Here is a 24,938-nt window from a genome sequence, read left to right on the forward strand (position 1 = left end):
CGTGTCATTGATTTTTCGATTGAAAGCGAACCTATTTATTACCTCGAAGTAATGCCAAGTTTTCTTTTTGTAAAACTCATCAATGTTCCAGTATCTCTCTGTTGAACTCATAATCCCCGAAGGGCACTTTGAAGAAAAGACGATAAAGAACGGGGACAAAAAGTAACGTAATGATTGTTGCAAAAAATAGTCCGAAGATAATGGCCAGGGTTAAAGGTTCCCACAGCAGTCCACCGCCGAAAAGAAGAGGTAGCATTCCGAGTGATGTCGTTAATGTTGTTAAAATGACCGGTCTGAAACGATTGTTTGCAGCCCTAAGGATGGCATCTCGCCGGTCTATTTCCGGATTTTCAGCTATTTCCACATCGATCCGGTCAATGAGAATGATGGCATTATTTACCACAATTCCGGCAAGCGCAATTACTCCCAGAATCCCAAAGAAACTCACAAACGAGCCGCCGACAAACCACCCGATGACTACTCCAATCATTCCGAGAGGAATTGCCAGAACAATAATCCCAGATTTCCTTATGGAGTTAAACTGAAGCACCAAAAGCAATAAAATGAGAGAAAACGCCAGAGGTAAATTTGAAAAAATTGCTCCAAGATTCTCATTCGTATCTTCATCTTCGCCACCAAACTCGTAATCGTAGCCAGGATCCCAAGATGCCTTTTGCTCTTTCATCCATGGACCAATAGCTTCAAAAATGTCAGAGGCGTTATACCCTGACTGCAAATAAGCACCTACCGTTCTGGTTTTCTTTAAATCTTTTCGGATCACTTTTGAAAATTCCCAATCCATCCTAACATCGGCTACCTGAGCCAGCGTAACATTTTGACGCATTGTCTCGGAATAAATACTAAAGGCTTTGACGGAACTTATATCGTGCTCCTTATTCTTGTCATTCTTCATGTAGATTGGGATACGTTCGCTGTCTTCCCGAAAGTCGTCTATCTTCATACCTGACAGTCCTGTATTTAAAGCCATGGCAATCTCCATATTGGTCAACCCCACCCGTTTGGCTTTATCAGGATGGATATCAACAATGAGCTTATTAATCTTTGGTCCCCAATCGTCGGTAATGTTTTTTGCCCCTTCTATTGTAACCAGCTTTTCTTTTACCTTTTCCGACAAAACAGCCAGTTGCTCCTGATCTTCTCCGGAAATGCGGATTTCAACCGGCGTTCCGGATGCACCGGCACCTGTCAGCCGGTTTACCCGAATATCGGCGTCGGGAATATGATTGAGGCAAAAACTATCAACTTTGGCAATGATGTAGTCGTTGTCGACATCACCCGTCGTATTTAGCAACATATGTGCGTAATTGGAATTGGCTTCATCTTTAAAATAGCCCAGATCGTAGGGTTCCGGACCTTCACCAATAAACGAGGAAAAATCAATAACTCCAGGCCTTTTTGATGTCCCGGGATCCACGAAAAGAGAACCCAGAATGTAATTCCCAATATCATTCACGGCTTTTTCTGTATACTCAATTTGCGTACCTGAAGGAAATTTAATGTCGACCGTTACCAGGTTCCGATCGCTGTCCGGCACCAGTTTAAAAGGCAATAGTGGTATCATCAGTAACGAGGTGATAAATAATGCCGCAATAAATCCTAAAAATAGAAATGGTTTTTTTAGGACACGAAACAGCAAGCTGTTATACCATAGATTAATTTTTTTCATGTTACGGTCAACTGCATTTTCTTTCTTGGTGTTGGTTGTCGAGTTGCCTTTTATAATAAGCATCGCCAACAAGGGAATAAATGTAAATGCAAGTAGCCACGAACTTAAAAGTGTTAGACTGACCACCCAGAATAAGGGGGACGAAATTTCTCCCATGGGTGTTTGGGCTAAGGCAAACGGCAAGAAGGCTGATGCAGTGGTTAGTGAAGAAATTAACAAAGGGATGATTAACACTTTACAGGAGTAGACACTTGCTTTAAAGGTGCTCATTCCATTTTCCATGTTTACCAGGATGGATTCTGCCATCACAATGCCGTTGTCGACCAATAAACCAAGCGAGATGATTAGCGCTGCCAGCGATACTTTATTTAATCCCAGGTTGAGCAATCCCAGGAATAAAAAAGTTGACAGAATAACCATGGGCAACAGTGCTGCCACCAGCGAGCCCGTTCTAAATCCTAAAAAGAAAAGCATCACTGCAAGAACGATTACCACGCTCTGCAGCAAGTTGATCAAAAAGTCATTAACCTGTCCACTCACCACCTGATCCTGAGACGCTGATCGAACAACCTCTACACCTATGGGCAGGGTACTGTTAATTCGTGTCAGGGCTCTGTCTACATCTTCCCCCAGCCGCACAATATTGGCCCCGTCCTTTAACGAGATGAAAAGGGCAATGGCAGGTTGTCCATTTATTTTCACAATCTTTTCACGTGGAGTTATATAGTCTTGGTAAATATTTGTCGTGATGTCTTCTAAAAATAAGGGAGCTCCATTTGCCGTTGGAATTAGAATTTTTTTCAGATCATCCAGGGTTTCAAAGCTACCCGAAGGTTCAAGAACAATGCGCTTACGCCCCATGTTAATTTCACCACCGGGATATAAAATGTTGGTTGCAGATACAATATTTCGAAGCTTGCTGGCATTTAACCCATAACGAGCCAATTGCTTGTCATCAAATTCAACAAAAACCCGTTCTTCCTGAACACCACCATATTTCACTTTCGCAGCATCGGGAAGATATAACAATTGTTCGCGGACTTCTTTTGCGTAGTCTTCCAATTGATTGTAAGGAACTCCGTCACCCGTTACTCCCAAGATAATTCCGAAAACGGTCCCAATATCTTCATTCTTTACAATTGGACCAAAAATACCTGAAGGAAGAGTGGGTTTTACATCATCGACCTTATTCCGGAGATTTTCCCAAACAGCTTGAAGTTGACCTTTGTTGACCTGCGAAATAAGCTCCACGGTGATCACCGAAAGTCCGTTCCGCGATTCACTTTCAATTGTTTTAACTTCAGCCATTTCGCGAATAGCTTCTTCCAATGGATCCGTCACCAGGGATTCAACTTCCTGCGGAGAGGCTCCCGGAAATTTTGTAACCACTGTCGCCATCCTGATCGTATAAGGCGGCATACTATCCCGCTCCAGTTGAAAATAGTTGGCAACGCCTATAAAGGCCACAATCAGAATGGCGATAATTGTGATCCGGTTATTATTTAAGGTTATTCGGGTAAGGTTCATATCTGCTGTGTCTAGGTTTATTATTTCGCCTGATCGATTAACTTCACTGTTCTTCCCTCGTACAGAAAGCGGATGCCGGCAGTAATAACAATCTCTCCGTCTTTCAATCCGTTTGTGACTTCATAACCCGAAGAAGTTAGATCACCAAGATTGACAACTCTTTTGGTGACAACATACAGGCCAGGTTCATTGCTTTTATCGGCGAGAAAAACAAAATCACCATCCTGATCATGACTAATTGCATCCGGTGCGACAATTATAGTTCCATGAGCCTTGTCTTCATGCAGTGGAATTTGAATGTTGCCAGTCATTCCGGGTAGTAAGCCCGTTGATGGCTCGGATATTTGAATGATTACCGGATACGAAGAAGCACCTTGGGTTCCCGGACTGATCTCATTTACCATTCCTTGGAAAGATTCTCCTGGCAAAGTAATGAAACTGACGGTAACCAACTGGCCTTTTTCAATTTGATTAATCATGTTCTCAGGAATGGAGGTCTTAACCTCAATATTACTGGTTGAAGAGAATACGACGATTGGGCGGCCTGCGCTGGTCATTTCGTTTTCATCAGCTAAAATAGCAGATATTGTTCCATCAAAAGGAGCGACCAGGCGAGTATAGTCTAGTTGGTTTTTGGCAGCTTTCACTTGTGATTGCGCTGTTTTTACCATCGCTTCAGCCGACTCGAACTGTGCTTTTGATTTTTCATAATCTGTTAATGACGCATTATTGCCAGCATAAAGTTTTTCAACTCTTTGAAAGCCTGAATGTGCTGCTGAATATTGCACTTCTGCATTTCGGAGCGAAAGAATTGCTTTGTTGTAGTTGATGAGGTAATCCGAAGTATCTAAACTGGCAATGACTGTGCCTTTTTTTACGACATCGCCTAACTCAACATTCAGCTGATCGATTGTTCCTCCTACCTTGAAACTCAGTTTTGCCTCTTTCGCAGCTTGTGAAACTCCGGAGAATGAGCGATTTTGAGAAGTTGTGGTTTTCTCAACTTTCTGATAAAATACAGGGCGTATAGTTTCATTTGCGTCCTTTTTTCCACTACAGCTCATCAGGAGCAGGGCGATTAAAACAACTTGATACACTTTCATTCTTCTTCGTTTAAATAGTTTAGCAATCGACTCGTATACATATCTCGCTCCATGTCAGCATCTAAAAACGAAAACTTTCCCTGCAGACGTTCGGTATGAATAAAGTCTAGAATATATTGATGGTATGCATTTGTTGCCATGTGCTTGGTTCTTGTCATTACATTTTGGGCATCAATTAATTGAATGACGTTGGCAGCTCCAAGAGAATAGGCATTCTGTATGAGCCTAAAATTATCTTCTGCGGCTTGCGCTGCTTTCTGCGACAAATCTAACTCCTTATAGGAAGCATTCATTAATTGAACATTTGAGCGGATGCCTTTCTCAATTTTGTTGAGCAGGTCCTCTTTCTGCCAGGCAATTTTATCTTGTTCAATTTCCGAACGTTGCAATTCTGTTTTCTTTCTTCCACCCTCGAAAATAGGAATACTCAGTCGTAAGCCCAGGTTCCAGGTAATGTCATCGGGGGGCGGCGGAACCGGCAGTTGTGGATTGGCGATTACACCTTCCCGGACAAATGCCTGGTCGGCATTCCCAATCAATGCGACTTCGGGCAGAAAAAGCTGCCTGATTTGCATGGACTTCTGACGATCAACAATTTTACTTGCAGTCTGAAGTTGCTGCAACTCGGGTGAATACTTATACATTTCGTCGATAAGAAAGTCGGCATACTTTTCAGTCAAGTTCGAGTTATTGAAATACCAGGCTAATACCTTTTGATTGAGTACAATGGTTTCCGTTAGGTCAACCGAGTCAGGTGTGGCAATAGAGCTGCTGATGGGTGCATTAAGCAATTCGTTCAGCTGGTACATCGCTGACTTGTATTTCGATTGCGCATCATTCAAATCAATTTTATTCAGGTTCAGTTCACTTGTCCACCGATTCACATCGGATACACTTCCTTCACCGGTTTCTTCCTTTGATTTTGCCATTTCCAGGTTTTGTAAAGTCGTATAAACATTCTCGTTTTTTATTTGAAGATTGCTTTTTGCAAAAAGTAAGGAAATATAGGCTGTGGAGACATCCAGAACGAGATCAAGTGTGACTTGCTTATTGTACTGCTCTACATTTTCGGCTGCAAGTTTCTTTATGGCAATGTTTGCAAAAGCCGCTTCCGAATAGATCACTTGTTTCAACGAAGCTGATCCGGTGACGGTAAATTCTCCCTTTTGGCCCATGGAGGCTTCAACCAGGTTCTGACTTAGCTGAGCTCCTGTTCCTGATAGCTCGATTTGCGGAAGAATGGTAGACTGGGCAATTCGGACGTCCTTTTGTGCAATCAATAAATCCTGATTGGTGATCTTTCCTTTTAGGTTGTTCTCCAATACTATGGCAATGGCGTGACGAAGGCTTAATTCCTCTCCAGGAATCTTTGCTACGTTCATCAAAATAGCATCTTCCAGCACTTCCCATCTCGGGAACTGATCAATTTTCCTTAGGAATTCCATATTGACAACAGGCGGGCGTATTTCTCTGTTTATGGCAATTGGAATTTGGGCAAGATTAGTCCCTCTTCTGACCTTTCCCACATGTAAGGCAACTTGTCGGGCCATTTGCTGCAAGGAGAACTGTGGAGTAAAGGTCAAGGTGGCACCATGTTCCAGATAACGAATTCCGCTTATGGCCAAAGAAGGGATTTGTTGGTTGTTCAATTCTGCAAAGAAGTCTTCAATTTCCGGTTGTGAATGTCGAATCAATGGAAATACATAGGCAGCATCGATGTTCGATGGCAGCTTTGATGACACTTGCTCTCCACCTTCAACTGGAACAAAGATGACATCAAACGCATCGGACTCCGATTGAAGCAACTGGCTTATCGGAGCAAACTGTTCATATATTGCCTGGGGAAGTATAATAGCCAGATGTTTGAAATTAAACACATTGTGAAAGTCCAACAGATCGCTTTTTAAGCGAATCCATGATTCGATGTAGGAAAAATTATCAATTCCGGATCCTTGATCTGTACCCACAGGCAATTTCTGAAGTTCCTGGTCCAAAATGGTAGACGCGATGACCGGCTTTGGATAAGAAGATAGATTTGCAGCTGCGTGAGAAGACAGGAATCCAAGGGTGACAATGACATCAATGTTTGGATCACTAAAAAAAGTTTGCAAGTGCTGTGTTGCCACTTCGTAATCCCACGCTGAAGTCACTTCTTTAAAAGTCACTCGGTCACCACTCTCGGTTAGTGCTTCTATCTCAAGCTTTAATTGGGTGCTGAGAAGTTCAAATTCATTGATATCTGCATCCTTAAGAATCCCAATATTGAGTGAAGACTGGGCTTGAATAGTTGTTGGTATGATCAGCAGTACGATGACTATTCTTAGAAATATTTTTGTGATACTCATGTGGATTGTAAATTAATTAATTCTGCCTATGTGAAAACAATACAATTTAGGTTAGTTTACATTCACTAACAAAGAAAAGGCAAAATATTTAATTCTGCAACATCTTGCTCGAATATTTTTGCAGACCGTTATTACTCTTGGGAAATTATTCAACGTGCATTTGATTGATTCAAACAGATAAATCAATTGCAGAACCTTAATCGCCGAGTGAAGCATGACAAGACAACAACATCCAGAGCTTAAAGGCAAAAGATATCACCTATCAGTTTAGTGAATAGTTATTTCTGAGATTTTAAGCATATGATTTATGCGAGTACACCCTTTGATCACTAGGATATTTAATACCTCTTGAAGTGCCACACAAAATCAATAATGAAATATCTGTGACAAAGAAATTAATAAATGAAAGGCTAACCACGAGCAAAGCAAATAAGACTATCTAAAAAGAAGGCAGAGTAATAAATATTACACTTCTTGAGTCTTTTTTTCATTAGCTTTAGATTCAAAAAATTGATACTTATGAATATAAAAGGGAATAGCTCCAGAGGCTTACTAGGAACAACACTCGGTTTCTTTTTTGGATTTGCAGCAGTGGCGCTCTATGGTCCAACAGCCATTAAGTTCAAAGAAGCCATGGATTTAAGCCCGGCAATGTTGGGTTTGTTAATTGCCATACCTGCACTGTCGGGCTCTTTACTGAGAATTCCGTTTGGTGCATGGGTTGATACCACAGGTGGTAAAAAACCATTTTTCATTTTAATGCTGTTAAGTCTGATCGGACTTGGCGGAGTGACCTTACTGCTGGTCACATCCTATCCCGATGGCATGAAAGGAATGTACGGACTCGTATTGTTTTTTGGATTTTTAAGTGGAAGTGGTATCGCCACTTTTTCTGTGGGGATTGGCCAAACATCGTATTGGTTTCCTCGAAAACAGCAGGGTTTTGCACTCGGTACTTTTGGCGGACTAGGTAACCTTGCACCCGGCCTGTTCTCCATTATCCTTCCAGTGTTTCTAACTTATTATGGCTTCATTTCCGCCTATTTTGCCTGGTTTTTGTTTTTGCTTCTTGGCACTATCCTTTATGGTATTATTGGGGTAAATGCTTATTATTTCCAATACCGTAAAGCCGGTCTTTCAGATCAGGAAGCCAAAGCAAAAGCCTCACAAAACGGACAAGAAATTTTTCCAACAGGCGGAGTAAAAGACAGCTTGGTCAATTCAGCAAAAATTAAAAATACATGGGCATTGGTCGTGCTGTATTTTACAACATTCGGTGGATTCATTGCACTTACAGCTTGGTTTCCCACTTATTGGAGCGAATTTCAGCAATTCGCCCCAATTAAAGCAGGATTATTTACTGCAATCTTTTCCATTCTCGCCTCACTCATGCGGGTATACGGAGGAAAATTGGCAGATACATTTGGTGGCGAAAAAGTAGCCTTACTTTCCATGTTTACGATTCTGTCTACTGCTGCTATCCTATCGTTTTCTTCTAATATCTTACTGAGCATATTGATTGTTGTTCTGCTTGCCGTGGGAATGGGTATTGCAAATGCTGCCATCTTTAAGCTGGTACCAGTATATGTTCCAAAAGCTGTTGGGGGTGCTGCAGGCTGGGTTGGTGGCTTGGGAGCTTTCGGTGGTTTTGCGTTACCTCCGATTATGGGAGCCATTGCCGGAAAACTCGGAACGGTTGGCTATGCCCGGGGCTTTATTGTTTTTGTAATACTTTCGCTTGTTAATCTTGCAATAATTTATGTGCTAATTAATAAAAAAAGAAATCAGCCAACAATCACTAATTAGAATTTTGTACTTTGTAGAAAAACCAAAAAACGGCAATCATGAGGCTTTTGAATAAATTCATTTACTTCAGTAAAAATGTAACAAAAAGTCAGGATAAACATTCTGTGCTTACCGATGAAAACCGCGACTGGGAACATTTTTACCGCAATCGCTGGCAGTTCGACAAGGTGGTACGTTCCACCCATGGCGTTAATTGTACAGGTTCCTGTTCATGGAAAATCTATGTAAAAAACGGACTAGTAACCTGGGAAATTCAGCAAACCGATTATCCTGAAACCCGTCCTGGGTTGCCCAATCATGAACCACGGGGTTGTCCACGTGGTGCCAGTTATTCTTGGTATCTTTATAGTGCCAACCGGGTAAAGTATCCCATGATTCGCGCTTCACTGGTAAAAGCATATCGTAATGCCAAAGCTCAACTGAACGATCCTGTTGAGGCCTGGGAAAGCCTCATGAACGATGCCGGAATTTCAAAAAAATACAAAGCCGAACGCGGATTAGGCGGCATGGTCCGCACCGATTGGAGTGAAGTAAACGAAATAATTGCTGCTGCAAATATTTATACTATTAAAAAATACGGGCCCGACCGTCTGGTTGGATTTACACCCATCCCGGCTATGTCAATGGTTTCATACGCTTCCGGCGCCAGGTACCTGAGCATGATTGGTGGAACCATGCTTAGCTTTTATGATTTTTACTGTGATCTGCCACCAGCATCGCCGCAAACCTGGGGAGAACAAACCGATGTTCCTGAAAGTGCCGACTGGTACAACTCTTCCTTTCTGATGCTCTGGGGATCTAATGTTCCCCTTACCCGAACACCCGATTCTCCGTTTTATACACAGGTAAGATACAAGGGCACCAAAACCATCAACATTTCGCCCGATTATAACGATGCGGCTAAATTTGCCGACCTTTGGATTAAACCCAAACAGGGCACCGATGCAGCCCTGGGAATGGCCATGGGACATGTAATCCTGAAAGAATTCTACCTTGAAAAGCAGGTACCCTATTTTGAGGAATATGCCGGCCAATACACCGACTTGCCTTTTCTGGTGAAAATTGAAAAGGAAAACGGACGTTATGTGGCCGGCAGGGTGCTTCGTGCCAGTGATTTGAAAAACAAACTTTCGGAAGAGAAATGTGCCGACTGGAAACCGGTACTCCTTGATGAAAAATCAGACACCTTTGTCATTCCAAACGGAACCATTGGTTCACGCTGGGATCAAAGTCAAAAATGGAATCTGGAACTAAAAGATGTAGTTAGCGGAGAAAAAATTCAGCCCCGCTTGTCGGTAATCGAACAGCACGACGAGGTATTCGATGTTTCATTTCCTTTCTTTGGAGGAAACACATACAAACACGAACATTTTAATGCCAGTGAACATGCTGATATTATTACCCGCAAAGTTCCGGTTAAAAAATCGACCGATGGCGCGTTTCACTATTGCACTGTTTTCGATCTGATGGTAGCTAACTATGGTATTTCACGTGGTTTCGACGATGAGAATTCAGCAGCCAGCTATGAGCAAAATTTACCATACACACCTGCCTGGCAAGAGCAAATTACCGGAGTACCTGCATCACAAATTATTTCAACTGCACGTCAGTTTGCCGAAAATGCGGCGAAAACCAAAGGTAAATCAATGATTATTATTGGTGCAGGTGTCAACCACTGGTTCCATACCGATATGATTTACCGTAGCGCCATCAACATGCTCATGTTTTGCGGTTGTGTGGGACAATCGGGTGGTGGCTGGGCACACTATGTGGGTCAGGAAAAACTTCGGCCACAAACAGGTTGGCTGCCGTTGGCTTTTGGCCTCGACTGGAACCGCCCGCCCCGGCAAATGAATACAACTTCGTTTTTTTATATGCACACCGACCAATGGCGCTACGAAAAAGTAGGCTTGTCGGAGTTGATTTCACCTTTGGCCAACAAGGAGGAATGGAAGACCAAATCGATGATTGACTGTAATGTAAAAGCCGAACGGATGGGCTGGCTTCCTTCGAGTCCTCAATTGAGCGAGAATCCTCTTGATCTGGCACGACAGGCGGAAAGAGAAGGTAAAGATGCTGAAACATTTATAACTGAAAAACTCAAGAGTGGTAATCTAAATATTGCATCTGAAGACCCGGATAATCCAAAGAATTTCCCACGCAACCTGTTTGTTTGGCGATCGAATTTATTAGGATCCAGTGCAAAGGGAATGGAGTATTTCATGAAGCATTTACTGGGAACACAAAACAGTGTTTTTGGTGATGATCTGAAAACCAACGGACAACAAGTTCCTCAGGAAGTGAAATGGCACGACCAGGCCCCCGAAGGAAAGCTCGACCTGTTGGTGACCATCGATTACCGCATGTCAACCACAACCCTGCATTCCGATATTATTCTGCCTGCTGCCACCTGGTACGAAAAGAACGACCTGAGCACTTCCGACATGCATCCTTTTATTCATCCCTTTTCAAAAGCGGTTGATCCGGTATGGGAAGCCCGTTCCGACTGGGAAATTTTCAAAAATCTGGCCAAAAGGTTCTCCGAATTAACCGTAAATCACCTGGGTAAAGAAAAAGACATTGTGTTGCTTCCATTACAGCACGATTCGCCCATGGAACTTTCGGAAACTACTCATGGTGAAGACTGGAAAGAAACGGGGGGAGAACTGAAACCGGGAAAAAATATGTCGAAAATCATCGAAGTGATTCGCGATTATCCCGAAACCTACCACCGTTTTACAACCCTGGGACCACTCATGTCGAAGTTAGGAAACGGGGCAAAAGGAATTAACTGGAACACTGACAAAGAAGTAGATTTTCTTAAACTTCTCAATAAAACATCCGAAAACGAAGGCGAAACAAAGGGCCTGGCTCGTATCGAAACCGACATACAGGCAGCAGAAACTATCCTTTCTTTGGCTCCTGAAACCAACGGCGAGGTAGCAGTAAAAGCCTGGGAAGCCTTGTCAAAAGCCACCGGCCGAAATCACCGGCATCTGGCCGAAACGCGCGAAGAAGAAAAAATAAGGTACAAGGATTTGCTCTCGCAGCCTCGTAAGATCATTACCTCCCCCATCTGGAGTGGAATCGATTCGGAGGAAGTCTCTTACAATGCAGGTTACACCAATGTACATGAACTCATACCGTGGCGTACACTCACCGGACGACAAACAACATACCAGGATCATCCGTGGATGATTGCCTTTGGTGAGAACATGGTTTGTTACAAACCACCTATTAACACCAAATCGGTGCAAGAGGTGTTAAGAAAACTCGATAAATCAGACGAGTACCTGGTTATTAATATGATGACACCACACAACAAATGGACCATCCACTCCTCGTGGTCAGACAACTTATTGATGCTTACCTTGGGACGGGGAGGACCTGTTGTTTGGATGAGCGAAAAGGACGCTGCCAAAATCAATCTGAAAGACAACAATTGGGTAGAAGTCTTTAATAGCAACGGTGCTTCTGTTGCACGTCTAGTCGTTTCACAACGAGTGCCTGAAAATGCCTTGATTATGTACCACAATCAGGAACGTACGGTGAACATGCCCGTAAACCAGGTCAATGGCAACCGGGGTGGAGTGCATAATTCCGTGGAACGCATCAGTATCAAACCCACCCACATGATTGGCGGTTATGCCCAGTTAAGTTACGGATTTAACTACTATGGAACCATCGGTTCGAACCGCGATGAATTTGTGATTATTCGTAAATTAAGCAAAGTAGAATGGAAGGACGAAGCGTCCGATGAAAACTAAAAAAACAGAATTATGCAAATACGTGCGCAAATAGCCATGGTACTTAATCTGGACAAATGTATCGGTTGCCATACCTGTTCGGTAACCTGTAAAAATGTCTGGACTTCACGCAAAGGGGTAGAATATGCCTGGTTTAATAATGTAGAAACCAAACCCGGCATCGGATACCCCGATGATTGGGAAAACCAGGAAAAATGGAAAGGTGGCTGGAAACTGGATAAAGAGAAACTGAAACCCCGCATGGGCAATAAAACCGGTATAATGAAACACATTTTTGCCAATCCCAACATGCCTTTTATTGATGATTACTACGAGCCTTTTACTTTTAATTATTCAATTTTGCACAAAGGCTCTAAATTCAAAACGCCACCATCGGCCAGACCCTATTCCATTCTTACCGGGAAGCCCATGGAAAAAATCGAAAAGTCAGCCAACTGGGAAGACAACCTGGGAGGAAGCTTTGAAAAACGAAGTCGTGAAAAAAATTTCGATGAAGTACAAAAGGAAATTTATGGCGAATTTGAAAATTCCTTCATGATGTACCTGCCGCGCCTTTGTGAACATTGCCTGAATCCCACCTGTGTGGCTGCCTGCCCCTCGGGTGCCATTTACAAGCGCGAAGAAGACGGAATTGTACTCATCGACCAAAGTCGTTGCCGGGGTTGGAGGATGTGTGTAAGCGCCTGCCCATACAAGAAAATATACTTTAACTGGGAAACACAGAAATCGGAAAAATGCACATTTTGCTATCCGAAAATAGAAGTGGGCGAACCCACCATTTGTAGCGAATCGTGTGTAGGCCGGATACGTTACATTGGAGTGCTCCTGTACGATGCAGATAAAATTCTGGAAGCTGCCTCCAGTAAAAATGAAACCGATCTTTATAACGAACATCTGAAGCTGTTTTTAGACCCCAACGACCCCGAAATAATTAAAGAAGCTGAAAAACAGGGCATTGCACATAACGTACTTGAAGCAGCTAAAAATTCACCCGTGTATAAAATGGCCATCGATTGGAAAGTGGCTTTCCCGCTTCACCCAGAGTACCGCACCTTACCAATGGTATGGTACGTTCCACCGTTATCTCCGGTGGTGAATGCAGCCGAAAGCGGTAAAATTGGCATAAACGGGATTCTGCCCGATGTTGATGATTTGCGCATTCCAAACAAGTACCTGGCCAACATGTTTACTGCAGGCGATGAGGCTCCTGTGAAAGATGCGCTGAAACGTATGCTGGCCATGCGGGCATACATGCGCAGTAAAACTGTTGATAAGGAAGTCAATACTTCTGTTTTGGAAAATACCGGACTCACACCCGAAGAAACTGAGAAAATGTATGAACTGATGGCCATTGCCAACTACAACGATCGTTATGTTATACCAACGTCACATCGCGAGTATGCCAAAGATGCATTCGGGTACAAAGCTTCCTGCGGGTTTTCCGACAATGGTGGATGTGGTAACGATAAATTAAAAAACCTGTTTGGAGGATTGTAACATGTTAAAAACCTACAAAATACTCTCTTTGCTGCTTTCGTATCCTGATGCTCAGTTACAGAACTTTCTTCGAGAATGCGAAATTGAGCTTAAAGATGAAGCCTTGCTGTCGTCAGAGAAAATTGATGGTATAAATCACTTTGTAAACCATTTTACTAAAATGGATTTAACCGACTGGCAGGCAGAATATGTTCAGCTTTTTGACTATTCCCGCAGTGCATCGCTTCACCTGTTTGAACACATCAAAGGTGACTCCAAAGACCGGGGGCAAGCCATGGTCGACATGCTCGAATTTTATCATGAAAACGAAATGCAGCTATCAAGCAACGAGTTGCCCGACTATATCCCGGCATTTCTGGAATTTTTATCAACCCAGCAGACCGAAAAAGCTTCTGAGTTTCTGTCTGAACCTGTTCATATCATCCAACGGATTTTTATGGCACTGAAAGAAAAGAACCATCCATATCAATACATTTTAGCTGCCATTGTTTCGCTATCAGCGCATCAGCCCGACGCGAAAATCACCGAATCGCTTATCAAAAATGAGAAGCCACTTGATTTGGATGCAGAATATGAGGAAGAACCTGTCGAATTCGGAGGAGACAATTCATGTTTAAACTGTAAAAAGGAAGGCTATGGAAAACTATATCAATAACCTGTTATTTACTTACTTTCCCCACATTGCGTTCGCTGTGTTTTGGTTTGGGCTTATTACCCGTTTTATCGTTGCCAATAAAAGTATCCAGGCAAAATCAACCCAGATTTTGGCTAAAGATGGCGTTCGCAAAGGCAACAACCTTTTTCATTACGGAATTATCATTGTTTTTTTTGGACATTTTACATTGTTTTTACCTGAGGAAGTTTACCACATTGTAATGTCTACTGAAACTAAACGGATGATAGCTCTCATTTTTGGAACTAGCTTCGGGATTGTCACCTTCATCGGGATGCTGATGTTGTTCAGACGAAGACTATCCAACGAGCGAGTCCGGTTTGCCAGTAGCTTTCACGATTATTTCATTTTAATTTTGCTCATTGTAGAAGCCGGACTCGGTTTGGCTTCAGTAGTAACAACCGCAAATGGAACCGTCAGCGAATACGCTGCTTTGGGAGAGTGGGCACAGAAAATTATCACGTTTCAACCTAACGCAGGTGATGTAATTGAAGGGCATAGTATTCTGTACAAGATTCATTTTACCATAGGACTTGTCATTTTTATGATTTTTCCCTACACCAAACTTATGCATATCCTTGTTTTACCAATTGCTTATTTCTTGCGGTCCAGTTATCAGTTAATACGCCGGAGAGTATAGTCTTTAGGAGTTTTTTAACTCATTCGATGTCGCTCATCCGAAGAGGCGAATTAATATGTTCAAATCAACAAAATAGGATGCATTAACCGAGTCTATTTGTCTGAATAATCACGTTAAGAAATGATGTTTTTTGCACCCAAGAAGACAAAAAGGTCTATTTGTGTTCTATATTTGTATGGGAATTTCAGGTTTTTGTGGCAAGGAATATGCCGCCGTTCGTTCGGCTTTTAGCCGAAAATGGAACAAATCAAAACGAATTATACTGACATGAGCATTAAAAAATGAAGACAATTGGAATATTAGGTGGATTAGGGCCAGAGGCAACGATTGATTACTACAAGGAGATCATTGATGAGTTCAACCAAGGTAGTACAAATCTGAATTATCCTGAAATCCTGATTTATAGCGTTAATATGGCTAAATTTATCGGTATGCTCGAACAAGCCGATTACCACGGAGCAAGTCGGTATTTGGCGGGTTGCATCAACAAACTGGCCGAAGCCGGTGCCGATTTTGCAGCCATGAGTGCCAATACCCCGCATTTGCTGTTTTCTGAGATACAAGACCAAACCACCATCCCACTTATCAGCATTGTGGAAACATGCAAAAACAGGGCAAAAGAATTGGGATTGAAGCGATGTGGCCTGTTCGGTACTAAATTTACCATGAAGTCATCGTTTTTTTCCGAGAGTTTTGCCCACGAGCACATTGAGATTTTCACGCCCGAACCAAGGATGATTGAACGAATACACCTGTTGTTGTTTTCGGAACTCGAACTGGGGATATTTAAAGAAGAAACCAGGGCGGAATTGCTCAGTATCGTTTGTAAAATGATAAATGACTTCGAAATTGACTCTCTGATACTCGGTTGTACTGAGTTTCCCATCATGTTTCCCGAGGAATATTATTTAAACATTCCTTTCCTGAATACTACCAGGATCCATGTACGCGAAATAGTAAAACAATCTTTTGACAATTAATTTACATGGAGAATACAGAACTTATCATTGTACCCAAAGTATCTGGCGGTGTTTACGGAGTAAGTTGTATCCTACACACACTGCAGGATGTTATCGATTACGAAGAAAAACGTAGGGTTCCCGAACAAGGCTATCCGCGCTTCATTCCGCACCCTTTTGTTGCAAAAATCCAACAACAACATAAGCGACCGGGCTTTGATGCGTTTGCTGTACAAAACCAACATGCTGCAAATCATGTGGTGAATCATTTTGTTTCTCCAGCTCTAGCCAGTACTTGCCAAATTGAGGCCTTCAAAAGAAAAGGTAACTCGTATGCCATTCTTCATGTGCCCGTTAGGTATGCGCAGCAACTTTCGGAGGATATCACAAACTCAGGTATTGTTCTGAATGCCCGTAAAGCACACCGAATTTTGAGCCAAGTGCCAGTGCCGGAGCCCTCAGGTTTGTTGGAAACTTCTCTATCCCAGCTCGAGAAAGGTTCGAACCCAGCGAAGACCTGGTGCTTCAACAGCGGGATGGCAGCGATCTACTGCACTGTTTTATCGCTGCTTAAGCCTGGCAAACGGGCAGTCGTAATAGGTAGTTGTTATACCGACAGCCACAAAATTTTCCGTAAACTTTCCGAACGTCATGCTTACGAACAAACACTGTTCCTGGAACATTTTCGAAATGATGCTTTCCCCGTAGACACTGGGCTGGTGTTCCTCGAAATTCCAACCAATCCATTACTTCAGGTAGAAGATTTAAGACAGATTGTTACGCGTGCTCATGCTGTTGGTGCAGAAGTGCTCGTTGACAGCACCATTGCCAGTCCCTGGCATTATTCACCGTTCGAGTTTGGTGCCGATTGGATTGTTCACAGCAGTACAAAATCACTCAGCGGAAAGAACAACCATTTGGGCGGAGTTTTGTTCGCCAATCCCGGAAGTCCAAATGCTGAGCAAAAAATCCAGGCTGAAGCCTTTGCAATGAATCCGGAAGAAAGTTCGGTGTTGGAACATAACCTCAACGACTTTCCCGAGCGGATTGCGCGTATGGCTGAAAATGCGGCTGTCGTAACCCAGTTTCTGCAAAACCACCCTCAAATTGCCCGTGTTTTTTCTCCTCAAGGCTTGAAAAACGGGAACGGACATGTTGTTAGTTTCAGATTGAAGAACGAATCAGAGCAACGGGCAACTGCCTTTTACGACCATTGTACTATCACAATCAAAGGACCAAGTATGGGCTTCGAAAAAAGCATGTTGATGCCTTATGCCCTCATTACCCGCTATTTCGACAGTGACAGCACGCTAGAATCTTTGGGACTATCTCGGTACCTGATGAGACTTTCGGTAGGAGCAGAAAATGTGAAAAATACTCTTGCTCATCTGGTGGATGGCCTAAACAAACTATAATACAACACAATTAATATTAGAAAGCCATGGAAATCAATAATTTCATTGAAGAGTTCCGAAATGACCACGTCTTTATGCGGAACCTCCTTTTGCAAATGACAGAGGCCTGCCTTAAAAAAGACAAGAAGAAAGCAACTGCAAGTTTGAACCAGTTGAATGCATTCGCGGGTCCACATTACCGATTCGAGGAAGAAGTCCTCTTCAAGGAATTGTTACCAGTGTTAGGCTCGGAATACATTCATAAGCTTTTTACCGACCATGATTTTGTTATCGCCCGAATCCATCGGTTAATAGAGATATTTACTTCTGATTATTTGGCAGAACCCGATTTTGAAGAAGGCATCGTACTACTTCAATCTCTTCAATTGCAATTAATCGAATGCGAAAGCATTTGTCCTAAAATGAAAAGCTTCGGCATGAAAAAAAGTCTTCGTTTATTGGAAGTCATGAATGAAATACGCATGAAAAGTAAAGATCTGACCTCATGGGCCGAAAGCGAGAGAAACAGAGAAAAATTAAAAATCTAAAAATTATAAATAAATGGAAAACATTACGAACGAACTGTCAAAAGAGCATCAATACATTCTGAAAGTCATTGATGCAGTAATGCTTGAATGCGATCGTCTTGTACAAGGTAAAGATGTGGATGAAAATTTCTTTCAAAGGGTTATTTCTTTCATTCAGAATTATGCCGATGGGTATCACCATGTAAAAGAAGAAGATATTCTGTTTAAAGCTATGCTCCGAAATATGGTAAACACGCACTGTAATCCCATTCCCGTGATGCTTCACGAACACGATGCCGGAAGGGAGTTTGTTACTGGAATGAAAAGTGCCCTAGTTCTGTATGACAAGGAGGCGCTTATTGAGAATGCGCGCAGGTATGGCAATCTGCTTCGCGATCATATATTCAAAGAAGATAATGTATTGTACGAGATGGCAGAAGAGGCTTTGAACGATTCGGAGAAAAAGACGGTAAACGAAGCTTATGCAGCTGTTAAATTGGAGAACTTCATAAAACAGGATTTGGACGAGTTTGTAAAAAGTCTGTCTGTAACGATTTGATGAGTGCCTTGAATTGCTTTTGATTCATTTGTCGTTTGATACGAAATAAACAAACTGGGGCAGGACAGACTTACAGGTGTTTGCCCCGGTCTTTTATTCGAAGGATGTTTGATTTGCCTACTTAACATCTACGATGAATAATTGCGAAAACATAAGAGTAACAGAAAGACCCCATCGGCAGCGCAGAGCTTTGTTTTAGAAAAAATCTAGATCAAAATTGGTTGGTCACAATCTCTTCTCCCGAAAAATATCCAGAACGGATTCAGCTTGTTTCAGTGCTTCTGGTGTATTGATACTGAGAAATGACATATTTTGAAACGAAGGATGCCATTCCATAAACTGGATAACTCGGGGATGCGTCTCCCGGATGGCCGTGATAATCTTGAGTTCATTACGAGATAAGGCTTCATATAAGGCCGGTAAGACATCTTTTCGGTAGACAGCACATAACGGTTGCCAATAACCGTACTTATCGACAGGCAATGTAATGGGTGCCGGATGCCTGCGTGCCTCCTCTGCAAGGAAAGAAAGAAACGACGATGAAACAAGAGGCATATCACAGGATAAGACTAAGTTCAAATTGGTCTTGGATGATTTTAAAGCTGAGCAAATTCCGCCCAAAGGGCCAAACCCAGGATGAAGATCGGGTACTACCTGTAAGTTTTTATACTCGAAAAACTCTGAACCGGTACTCAGTATCAACGACTGTGTAATCTTTCTCAAATTATCCACAACAAATTCAATCAAAGGCTTCCCGTCAAGCATAGCCAACGCTTTGTTGAAGCCCATACGGTGGCTTTGCCCTCCGGCAAGAATAATACCGGTAATATCTGAATCATTCTGCGTCATGGAGTACAAATATCACGATAAATATGCATAGTTCGTTGCGTTTTGAGACAGTTCAATTCGTTTTATCCAATTGCCTTTAACCCGTGTCAGCCACTCGTTGATAAGCATCTTATAGAATTGTTATTCTAAAAACTAACGTTTGGGACGGATTGTGTAATGAACTTTCAATTACGGCAATTAATATATTTCATATGCTCTACGAATAGTTTTTATAGCTGTGAATCAGCATGCAGTTCTGAAAAATATTAACTAATATTGACAAAAGGACAAAATCATCCTTTTGTATGAGAAGCGAATCATTAAATTGAAAGATATGAAACATGGAAGGATATTGGGATTACTTGTTATCCTGGTTTTTGGGGGAATGAAAACCCAGGGACAATCTTCCGGAGAGAACTTGTTTCAATCCACTTGTGCTGCCTGTCATACCATCAACAAAGGAAAATTGGTCGGCCCTGATCTTAGCCGGATTTATGACAAGCGTGATCAAACTTGGTTGGTCGATTTTATCCGCTCCTCGCAAAAGATGATTGCAAATGGTGATTCTTTGGCGGTAGCACTTTTCCAGGAGTACAACCAGATTCCAATGCCCGATAACCAATTGACTGATTCCGACATATTGGCAATTATCAGTTATATCCGCACTGTTGACTCATCTGAGCCTGCAATAGTTCAGCCCCAAGAAACGGATGCCGGTTTGGCCAGCGCAGTACCTCCTCCTGACTATCAGCAGCAATTGGTGGAACGGGGTCGCAGGCTTTTTTACGGATACGAAGCATTTGGCAATGGCGCCTCGTCGTGTATGTCCTGCCATTTTTTACAAGATGCTTCTTTGATTGGCGGAGGGAAACTGAGTCTCGACCTGACCAGTTCTTACGGAAGATTGGGTGAAGCCGGTGTACGGGCCATCTTGGCCAATCCACCATTTCCGGCGATGAATGTGGCCTTGCGCAACAAAAATTTAACAGAAGACGAGTTGGAAGCTATTACTGCAATGCTGTGGCAGATAAATGAAGAGAACACCGGAAAGCCCAAACAATCAGGAGATGGATTTATATTTTTAGTATTGAGTCTGATTCTCGCAATGTTTTTCATGATTCATCTGTATCTGTTTTACGATCACCGTAAGCTTCCCGCTTGAAAATGTTAGGCTTTAAATAGATTTTTCCGCTATAAAAAACAATTGCTATGAGCTGGATTAAAGATATGATTTCTCCCAAAGCTAGGCAATGGGAAGAGTTTTACCGCAACCGCTGGCAACATGACAAAACCGTACGCAGCACCCACGGAGTGAATTGTACCGGTGGTTGTAGCTGGAACATCCATGTAAAAGACGGGATTGTGGTTTGGGAGTCGCAGGCGCTCGATTATCCTTTACTGGAAAGCAGTTTACCCCATTACGAACCGCGGGGTTGCCAACGGGGTATTTCTTTTTCGTGGTATTTGTACAGCCCTGTGCGCGTGAAATATCCCATGATTCGCGGCGCGTTAATCGACCTGTTCAGGGCTGAAAAAGAGAAAACTGGCGATGCACTGCTTGCCTGGCAAAACATTCAGCAAGACCCTGAAAAGCGCAAACGTTACCAAAAAGCCCGGGGTAAAGGCGGATTGCGCCGGATTTCCTGGGATGAGGCTTTAGAGATTATCAGTGCAGCCAATATTTACACGGCTAAAAAATACGGTCCAGACCGCGTAGTTGGTTTCTCTCCAATCCCAGCTATGTCGATGATGAGTTTTGCAGCAGGATCGCGGTTTTTGCAGTTGTTTGGTGGGGTGAACCTCAGCTTTTACGACTGGTACTGCGATTTACCCAACTCGTTTCCTGAAATATGGGGAGAACAAACCGATGTGGGAGAAAGCGCTGACTGGTACAATTCCAAGTTTGTAGCCGTAATGGGCGCTAACCTGGGAATGACCCGAACTCCCGATGTGCATTTCTTTTCCGAATCGCGGCACAACGGAACAAAAACAGTTGTATTCTCGCCCGATTTCAGCATGGTAGCCAAGTACGCCGACCAGTGGGTACCGGTTCATGCAGGGCAGGATGGCGCTTTCTGGATGGCGGTAACCCACGTTATTTTGAAAGAAGCACACGCAGAACAGCAAGTTCCTTATTTTATCGATTATACAAAAAAATACACTGATTCACCTTTTTTGGTGCAGCTCGATAAAGAAGGTGACAGGTATGTTCCGGGAAGGTTGCTGAGGGCGAATCTTCTGAAAAAGTACAAAGACATTGAAAACAGCGACTGGAAGTTCCTTAACATCGATGAAAACAGCGGTGAATTTGTTTGTCCCCGGGGTAGTTCCGGACACCGCTGGCAGGAAAAGAAAGGAAACTGGAACTTGCAATACAAAGATGGTGAAACTGGCGAAAAGTACAGTCCGCTGCTCAGTCTTCTCAGTAAAAATGATGAAGTTTTACAGGTTGAATTTAACCGTTTTGATAAGAAACAAACCATCAATCGCGGAGTTCCGGTGCGTTACCTTCAAACCGAAAACGGCAAAATAGCTTATACCACTGTTTACGATTTAATGATGGCGCAGTACGGCATCGACCGCGGACTGGACGGTGATTTTCCAAACGGATTTAACGATGCTGATGGCGTTTATACCCCTGCCTGGCAGGAAATTTACACCGGTATCAGTGCCGACACGGTCGTCCGGTTTGCCCGCGAATGGTACAATACAGCCAAAGCTACTAACGGAAAGTGCATGGTCATTATTGGTGCCGGAATAAATCACTGGTACCACAGCAACCTGATTTACCGCGCAGCTACTATGTCGCTAATGCTTACTGGCTGTATCGGTGTAAACGGAGGAGGTATGAACCATTATGTGGGTCAGGAAAAACTGGCCCCGCAGGATTCCTGGGGAACCATCATGTCGGGCAAAGACTGGAAAATCCCACCGCGTTTTCAGCAAACACCCATCTGGCATTACATTCATTCCGACCAGTGGCGCTACGACGGAAACCAAGCCGATTACAACACTGTACCTAAAAACGACTTTTCTTCGCAACACTCTGCCGACCTGATAGCCAAATCGGTGCGAAATGGCTGGATGCCGTTTTTTCCACAATACAATAAAAATTCATTCGAAATTGCAGAAGAAGCCAAAAAAGCAGGTGCAATCGAAACAAAAGAAATTCAGGATTACATTATCAGTCAGTTAAAATCAGGAGAATTAAAATATTCGGTGAATCAACCTGATGAGGAAGAAAATTTTCCGCGAGTCTGGTACATCTGGCGGGGCAATGCATTGATGGCGAGCGCCAAAGGGCACGAATATTTTCTGAAGCATTATCTGGGAACGCATCACAATGAAATTTCCGATGAGGTGGCAAAAGAATTTGTGAAGGAAATTGAATGGAAGGAAAATGCACCGCAGGGGAAAATGGATCTAGTGGTGGACCTCAATTTCAGGATGGACACTTCAGCTTTGTATTCCGACATTGTTCTGCCGGCTGCTTCGTGGTATGAAAAGGCTGATTTGAACAGCACCGACATGCATTCTTTTATTCATCCACTGTCGGCTGCCATTCCACCAGTTTGGGAATCGAAAACCGACTGGGAAATTTTCCGTGAAATTGCCCGCGTAACCAGTGAAGTGGCTAAAGTACACTTACCTGGCCCGCAATCTGATATTGTAAATGTTCCCATCGCACACGACTCAAAAGGGGAAATTTCTCAAACGGAAATCAACGACTGGTTTGCCGGCGAATGTGAACCTATTCCGGGGAAAACCATGCACAATATTGTTCCGGTGGAACGGAATTACACACAACTGTACAACCATTTTATCAGCCTGGGCGATAACGTGAAAAACGGTGTGGGAGCACATGGTACCTCGTATCAGGTTGATGATTACTACGAAAAATTACTGAATAGTGAGAAACGGGTAAATACCATCGAAGGCAAAACCTATCCATCCATTAAAGAGGATGTGGAAGCCATCGATGCAGTGCTCCTGCTTTCATCATTAACCAACGGAAGGCTGAGTGAACGGGCTTACCAGGCTGCCGAAAAAAATACGGGACTCGATTTAAGTAAACTTCGACCAACGAACAATGACACTTCCTATACTTATAAAGATTTGCAGGCACAACCAAATCGTTTGCTCAATTCGCCCATCTGGTCGGGATTAACAGAAAACGGCAGGGCCTATTCAGCTTTTTCATATAACATAGAATACCTGGTCCCCTGGCGAACGCTTACCGGACGGCAACATTTTTACCTCGACCACCAGGGATATATTCTTTTTGGTGAGAACCTACCGACCTACAAACCATCTCCGCGACCTGAGCTTTACGGCGAATTGCGCAAAACTGTAAACGATGGATCGGCTAAATTGCTGAATGTGCTGACACCCCACGGGAAATGGCATATCCATTCCACATACGGTGATACATTGAGGATGCTTACCCTTTCGCGGGGAATGGAACCTTGCTGGCTGAGCGAAAAAGATGCGGAAGACATGGGAGTAAAAGACAACGACTGGGTGGAAGTGCTGAACGACAACGGGGTATATTGCACACGCGCCTGTGTGAGTTCCCGTATTCCCAAGGGAATTTGTTTTGTTTACCACTCACCCGAACGTACTTACTCTGTTCCCAAATCGCCCAGCCGCGGAAACCGCAGGGCCGGTGGGCACAACAGCCTTACCCGTGTGCACCTGAAGCCCAATCTTTTGGTTGGCGGTTATGGTCAGTTTACCTATCACATCAACTACTGGGGGCCGGTAGGTGTAAACCGCGATACTTTTGTGTATGTAAAAAAGATGGAACAGGTGAATTTTTAATCAGCAAAAAAAGGAGTTATGAATATACGATCACAAGTTTCAATGGTTTTCCACCTCGATAAGTGCATTGGCTGCCATACATGTTCCATTGCCTGTAAAAACACATGGACCGACCGGAAAGGTGCGGAATACATGTGGTGGAACAACGTGGAAACCAAACCGGGCACCGGGTATCCCAAAAAATGGGAAGACCAGGAAATGTATAGAGGCGGCTGGGAGAAAAACAGCCAATCCATTGAACTGAAAGGCGTAGGGAAAACCAAAGGGTTGAAAAAGCTTTTCCACAATACCCACATGCCAACCATGGATGATTATTACGAACCGTGGAATTACCAGTACGAAAAACTGCTCGATTCGCCCGAAGGCGATGACCAGCCCACTGCCGAACCGGTTTCTATGATTACCGGTGAAAAAATGACACCGAAGTCGGGCCCCAACTGGGACGACGATTTGGGAGGCTCGCCCGAGTATGCCCGGAACGACGTAAACATGAAAGATTTATCGCCTGCAGAACGGGAAGCCATGTTTCAGTTGGAACAAATGGTGATGTTTTACCTTCCACGTATTTGCAACCACTGCCTCAATGCAGCCTGTGTGGCGGCCTGTCCATCGGGTGCTATATATAAACGTGGCGAAGACGGAATTGTGCTAGTGAACCAGGACCGCTGCCGGGCGTGGAGAATGTGTATCACAGCCTGCCCGTACAAAAAAGTGTATTACAACTGGCATACCGGCAAATCGGAAAAGTGTATTCTTTGTTACCCGAGGCTCGAAACCGGCCAGGCTCCTGCATGTTAGCACTCAT

At 43.3% G+C, this 24,938-nt stretch carries 16 protein-coding genes; 12 read left to right on the forward strand and 4 right to left on the reverse strand.

What is annotated here, in order from left to right; genetic code table 11:
- Positions 1 to 79: 79 nt before the first annotated feature.
- Genes N2K84_RS06060 through N2K84_RS06070 form a run of 3 tightly spaced genes read right to left on the reverse strand, consistent with a single transcriptional unit; the run spans position 80 to position 6,662 of the window.
- Positions 80 to 3,214, reverse strand: a complete 3,135-nt coding sequence (locus tag N2K84_RS06060) for an efflux RND transporter permease subunit (protein ID WP_282590895.1) — start codon at positions 3,212 to 3,214, stop codon at positions 80 to 82.
- A gap of 20 nt (positions 3,215 to 3,234) precedes the next feature.
- Positions 3,235 to 4,317: an efflux RND transporter periplasmic adaptor subunit gene (locus N2K84_RS06065; RefSeq protein ID WP_282590896.1), complete on the reverse strand. Its 1,083-nt coding sequence runs from the start codon at positions 4,315 to 4,317 to the stop codon at positions 3,235 to 3,237.
- Positions 4,314 to 6,662, reverse strand: a complete 2,349-nt coding sequence (locus N2K84_RS06070; RefSeq protein WP_282590897.1) for a TolC family protein — start codon at positions 6,660 to 6,662, stop codon at positions 4,314 to 4,316. Before N2K84_RS06070 ends, N2K84_RS06065 begins: the two co-directional genes overlap by 4 nt.
- Before the next feature lie 519 nt (positions 6,663 to 7,181).
- On the opposite strand from N2K84_RS06070, the gene N2K84_RS06075 reads away from it, so the two are divergent.
- The 9 genes from N2K84_RS06075 (at position 7,182) to N2K84_RS06115 (ending at position 18,484) form a co-directional block, all read left to right on the forward strand.
- Positions 7,182 to 8,468, forward strand: a complete 1,287-nt coding sequence (locus N2K84_RS06075; RefSeq protein WP_282590898.1) for an MFS transporter — start codon at positions 7,182 to 7,184, stop codon at positions 8,466 to 8,468.
- Between the two features lie 38 nt (positions 8,469 to 8,506).
- Positions 8,507 to 12,235 (forward strand): nitrate reductase subunit alpha, encoded by a 3,729-nt coding sequence (locus tag N2K84_RS06080; RefSeq protein WP_282590899.1) that lies wholly within the window; start codon positions 8,507 to 8,509, stop codon positions 12,233 to 12,235.
- Between the two features lie 12 nt (positions 12,236 to 12,247).
- Entirely contained in the window at positions 12,248 to 13,732 is a 1,485-nt protein-coding gene (gene narH, locus N2K84_RS06085; protein WP_282590900.1) for a nitrate reductase subunit beta, read from the forward strand.
- A 1-nt stretch (position 13,733) separates the two neighbouring features.
- Positions 13,734 to 14,387 carry a nitrate reductase molybdenum cofactor assembly chaperone gene (narJ, locus tag N2K84_RS06090; protein WP_282590901.1) on the forward strand — a complete coding sequence of 218 codons (654 nt, stop codon included), beginning with the start codon at positions 13,734 to 13,736 and terminating at the stop codon, positions 14,385 to 14,387.
- Positions 14,368 to 15,045, forward strand: coding sequence for a respiratory nitrate reductase subunit gamma (gene narI / locus N2K84_RS06095; protein ID WP_282590902.1), 678 nt, complete (start codon positions 14,368 to 14,370; stop codon positions 15,043 to 15,045). The genes narJ and narI overlap by 20 nt, the downstream gene beginning before the upstream one ends.
- A gap of 281 nt (positions 15,046 to 15,326) precedes the next feature.
- Positions 15,327 to 16,025 carry an aspartate/glutamate racemase family protein gene (locus tag N2K84_RS06100; RefSeq protein WP_282590903.1) on the forward strand — a complete coding sequence of 233 codons (699 nt, stop codon included), beginning with the start codon at positions 15,327 to 15,329 and terminating at the stop codon, positions 16,023 to 16,025.
- 5 nt (positions 16,026 to 16,030) lie between these two features.
- Positions 16,031 to 17,419: a PLP-dependent transferase gene (locus N2K84_RS06105; RefSeq protein ID WP_282590904.1), complete on the forward strand. Its 1,389-nt coding sequence runs from the start codon at positions 16,031 to 16,033 to the stop codon at positions 17,417 to 17,419.
- Positions 17,420 to 17,445: 26 nt separating this feature from the next.
- Positions 17,446 to 17,946 carry a hemerythrin domain-containing protein gene (locus N2K84_RS06110; protein ID WP_282590905.1) on the forward strand — a complete coding sequence of 167 codons (501 nt, stop codon included), beginning with the start codon at positions 17,446 to 17,448 and terminating at the stop codon, positions 17,944 to 17,946.
- Between the two features lie 13 nt (positions 17,947 to 17,959).
- Entirely contained in the window at positions 17,960 to 18,484 is a 525-nt protein-coding gene (locus tag N2K84_RS06115; protein ID WP_282590906.1) for a hemerythrin domain-containing protein, read from the forward strand.
- Between the two features lie 225 nt (positions 18,485 to 18,709).
- On the opposite strand, the gene mobA is transcribed toward N2K84_RS06115, so the two are convergent.
- Positions 18,710 to 19,333, reverse strand: coding sequence for a molybdenum cofactor guanylyltransferase (gene mobA / locus N2K84_RS06120; protein WP_282590907.1), 624 nt, complete (start codon positions 19,331 to 19,333; stop codon positions 18,710 to 18,712).
- Between the two features lie 313 nt (positions 19,334 to 19,646).
- Here mobA and N2K84_RS06125 point away from each other — a divergent pair, with 313 nt between their 5' ends.
- Genes N2K84_RS06125 through N2K84_RS06135 form a run of 3 tightly spaced genes read left to right on the forward strand, consistent with a single transcriptional unit; the run spans position 19,647 to position 24,931 of the window.
- A complete protein-coding gene (locus tag N2K84_RS06125; RefSeq protein ID WP_282591055.1) occupies positions 19,647 to 20,474 on the forward strand; it encodes a cytochrome c in 828 nt (275 codons plus the stop codon).
- Between the two features lie 47 nt (positions 20,475 to 20,521).
- Positions 20,522 to 24,133 (forward strand): nitrate reductase subunit alpha, encoded by a 3,612-nt coding sequence (locus N2K84_RS06130; RefSeq protein ID WP_282590908.1) that lies wholly within the window; start codon positions 20,522 to 20,524, stop codon positions 24,131 to 24,133.
- 18 nt (positions 24,134 to 24,151) lie between these two features.
- Positions 24,152 to 24,931 (forward strand): 4Fe-4S dicluster domain-containing protein, encoded by a 780-nt coding sequence (locus tag N2K84_RS06135; protein ID WP_282590909.1) that lies wholly within the window; start codon positions 24,152 to 24,154, stop codon positions 24,929 to 24,931.
- Positions 24,932 to 24,938 lie beyond the last annotated feature (7 nt).

It is taken from the genome of Gaoshiqia sediminis (assembly GCF_025907915.1).
Taxonomy (GTDB): Bacteria; Bacteroidota; Bacteroidia; order Bacteroidales; family Prolixibacteraceae; genus Gaoshiqia; species Gaoshiqia sediminis.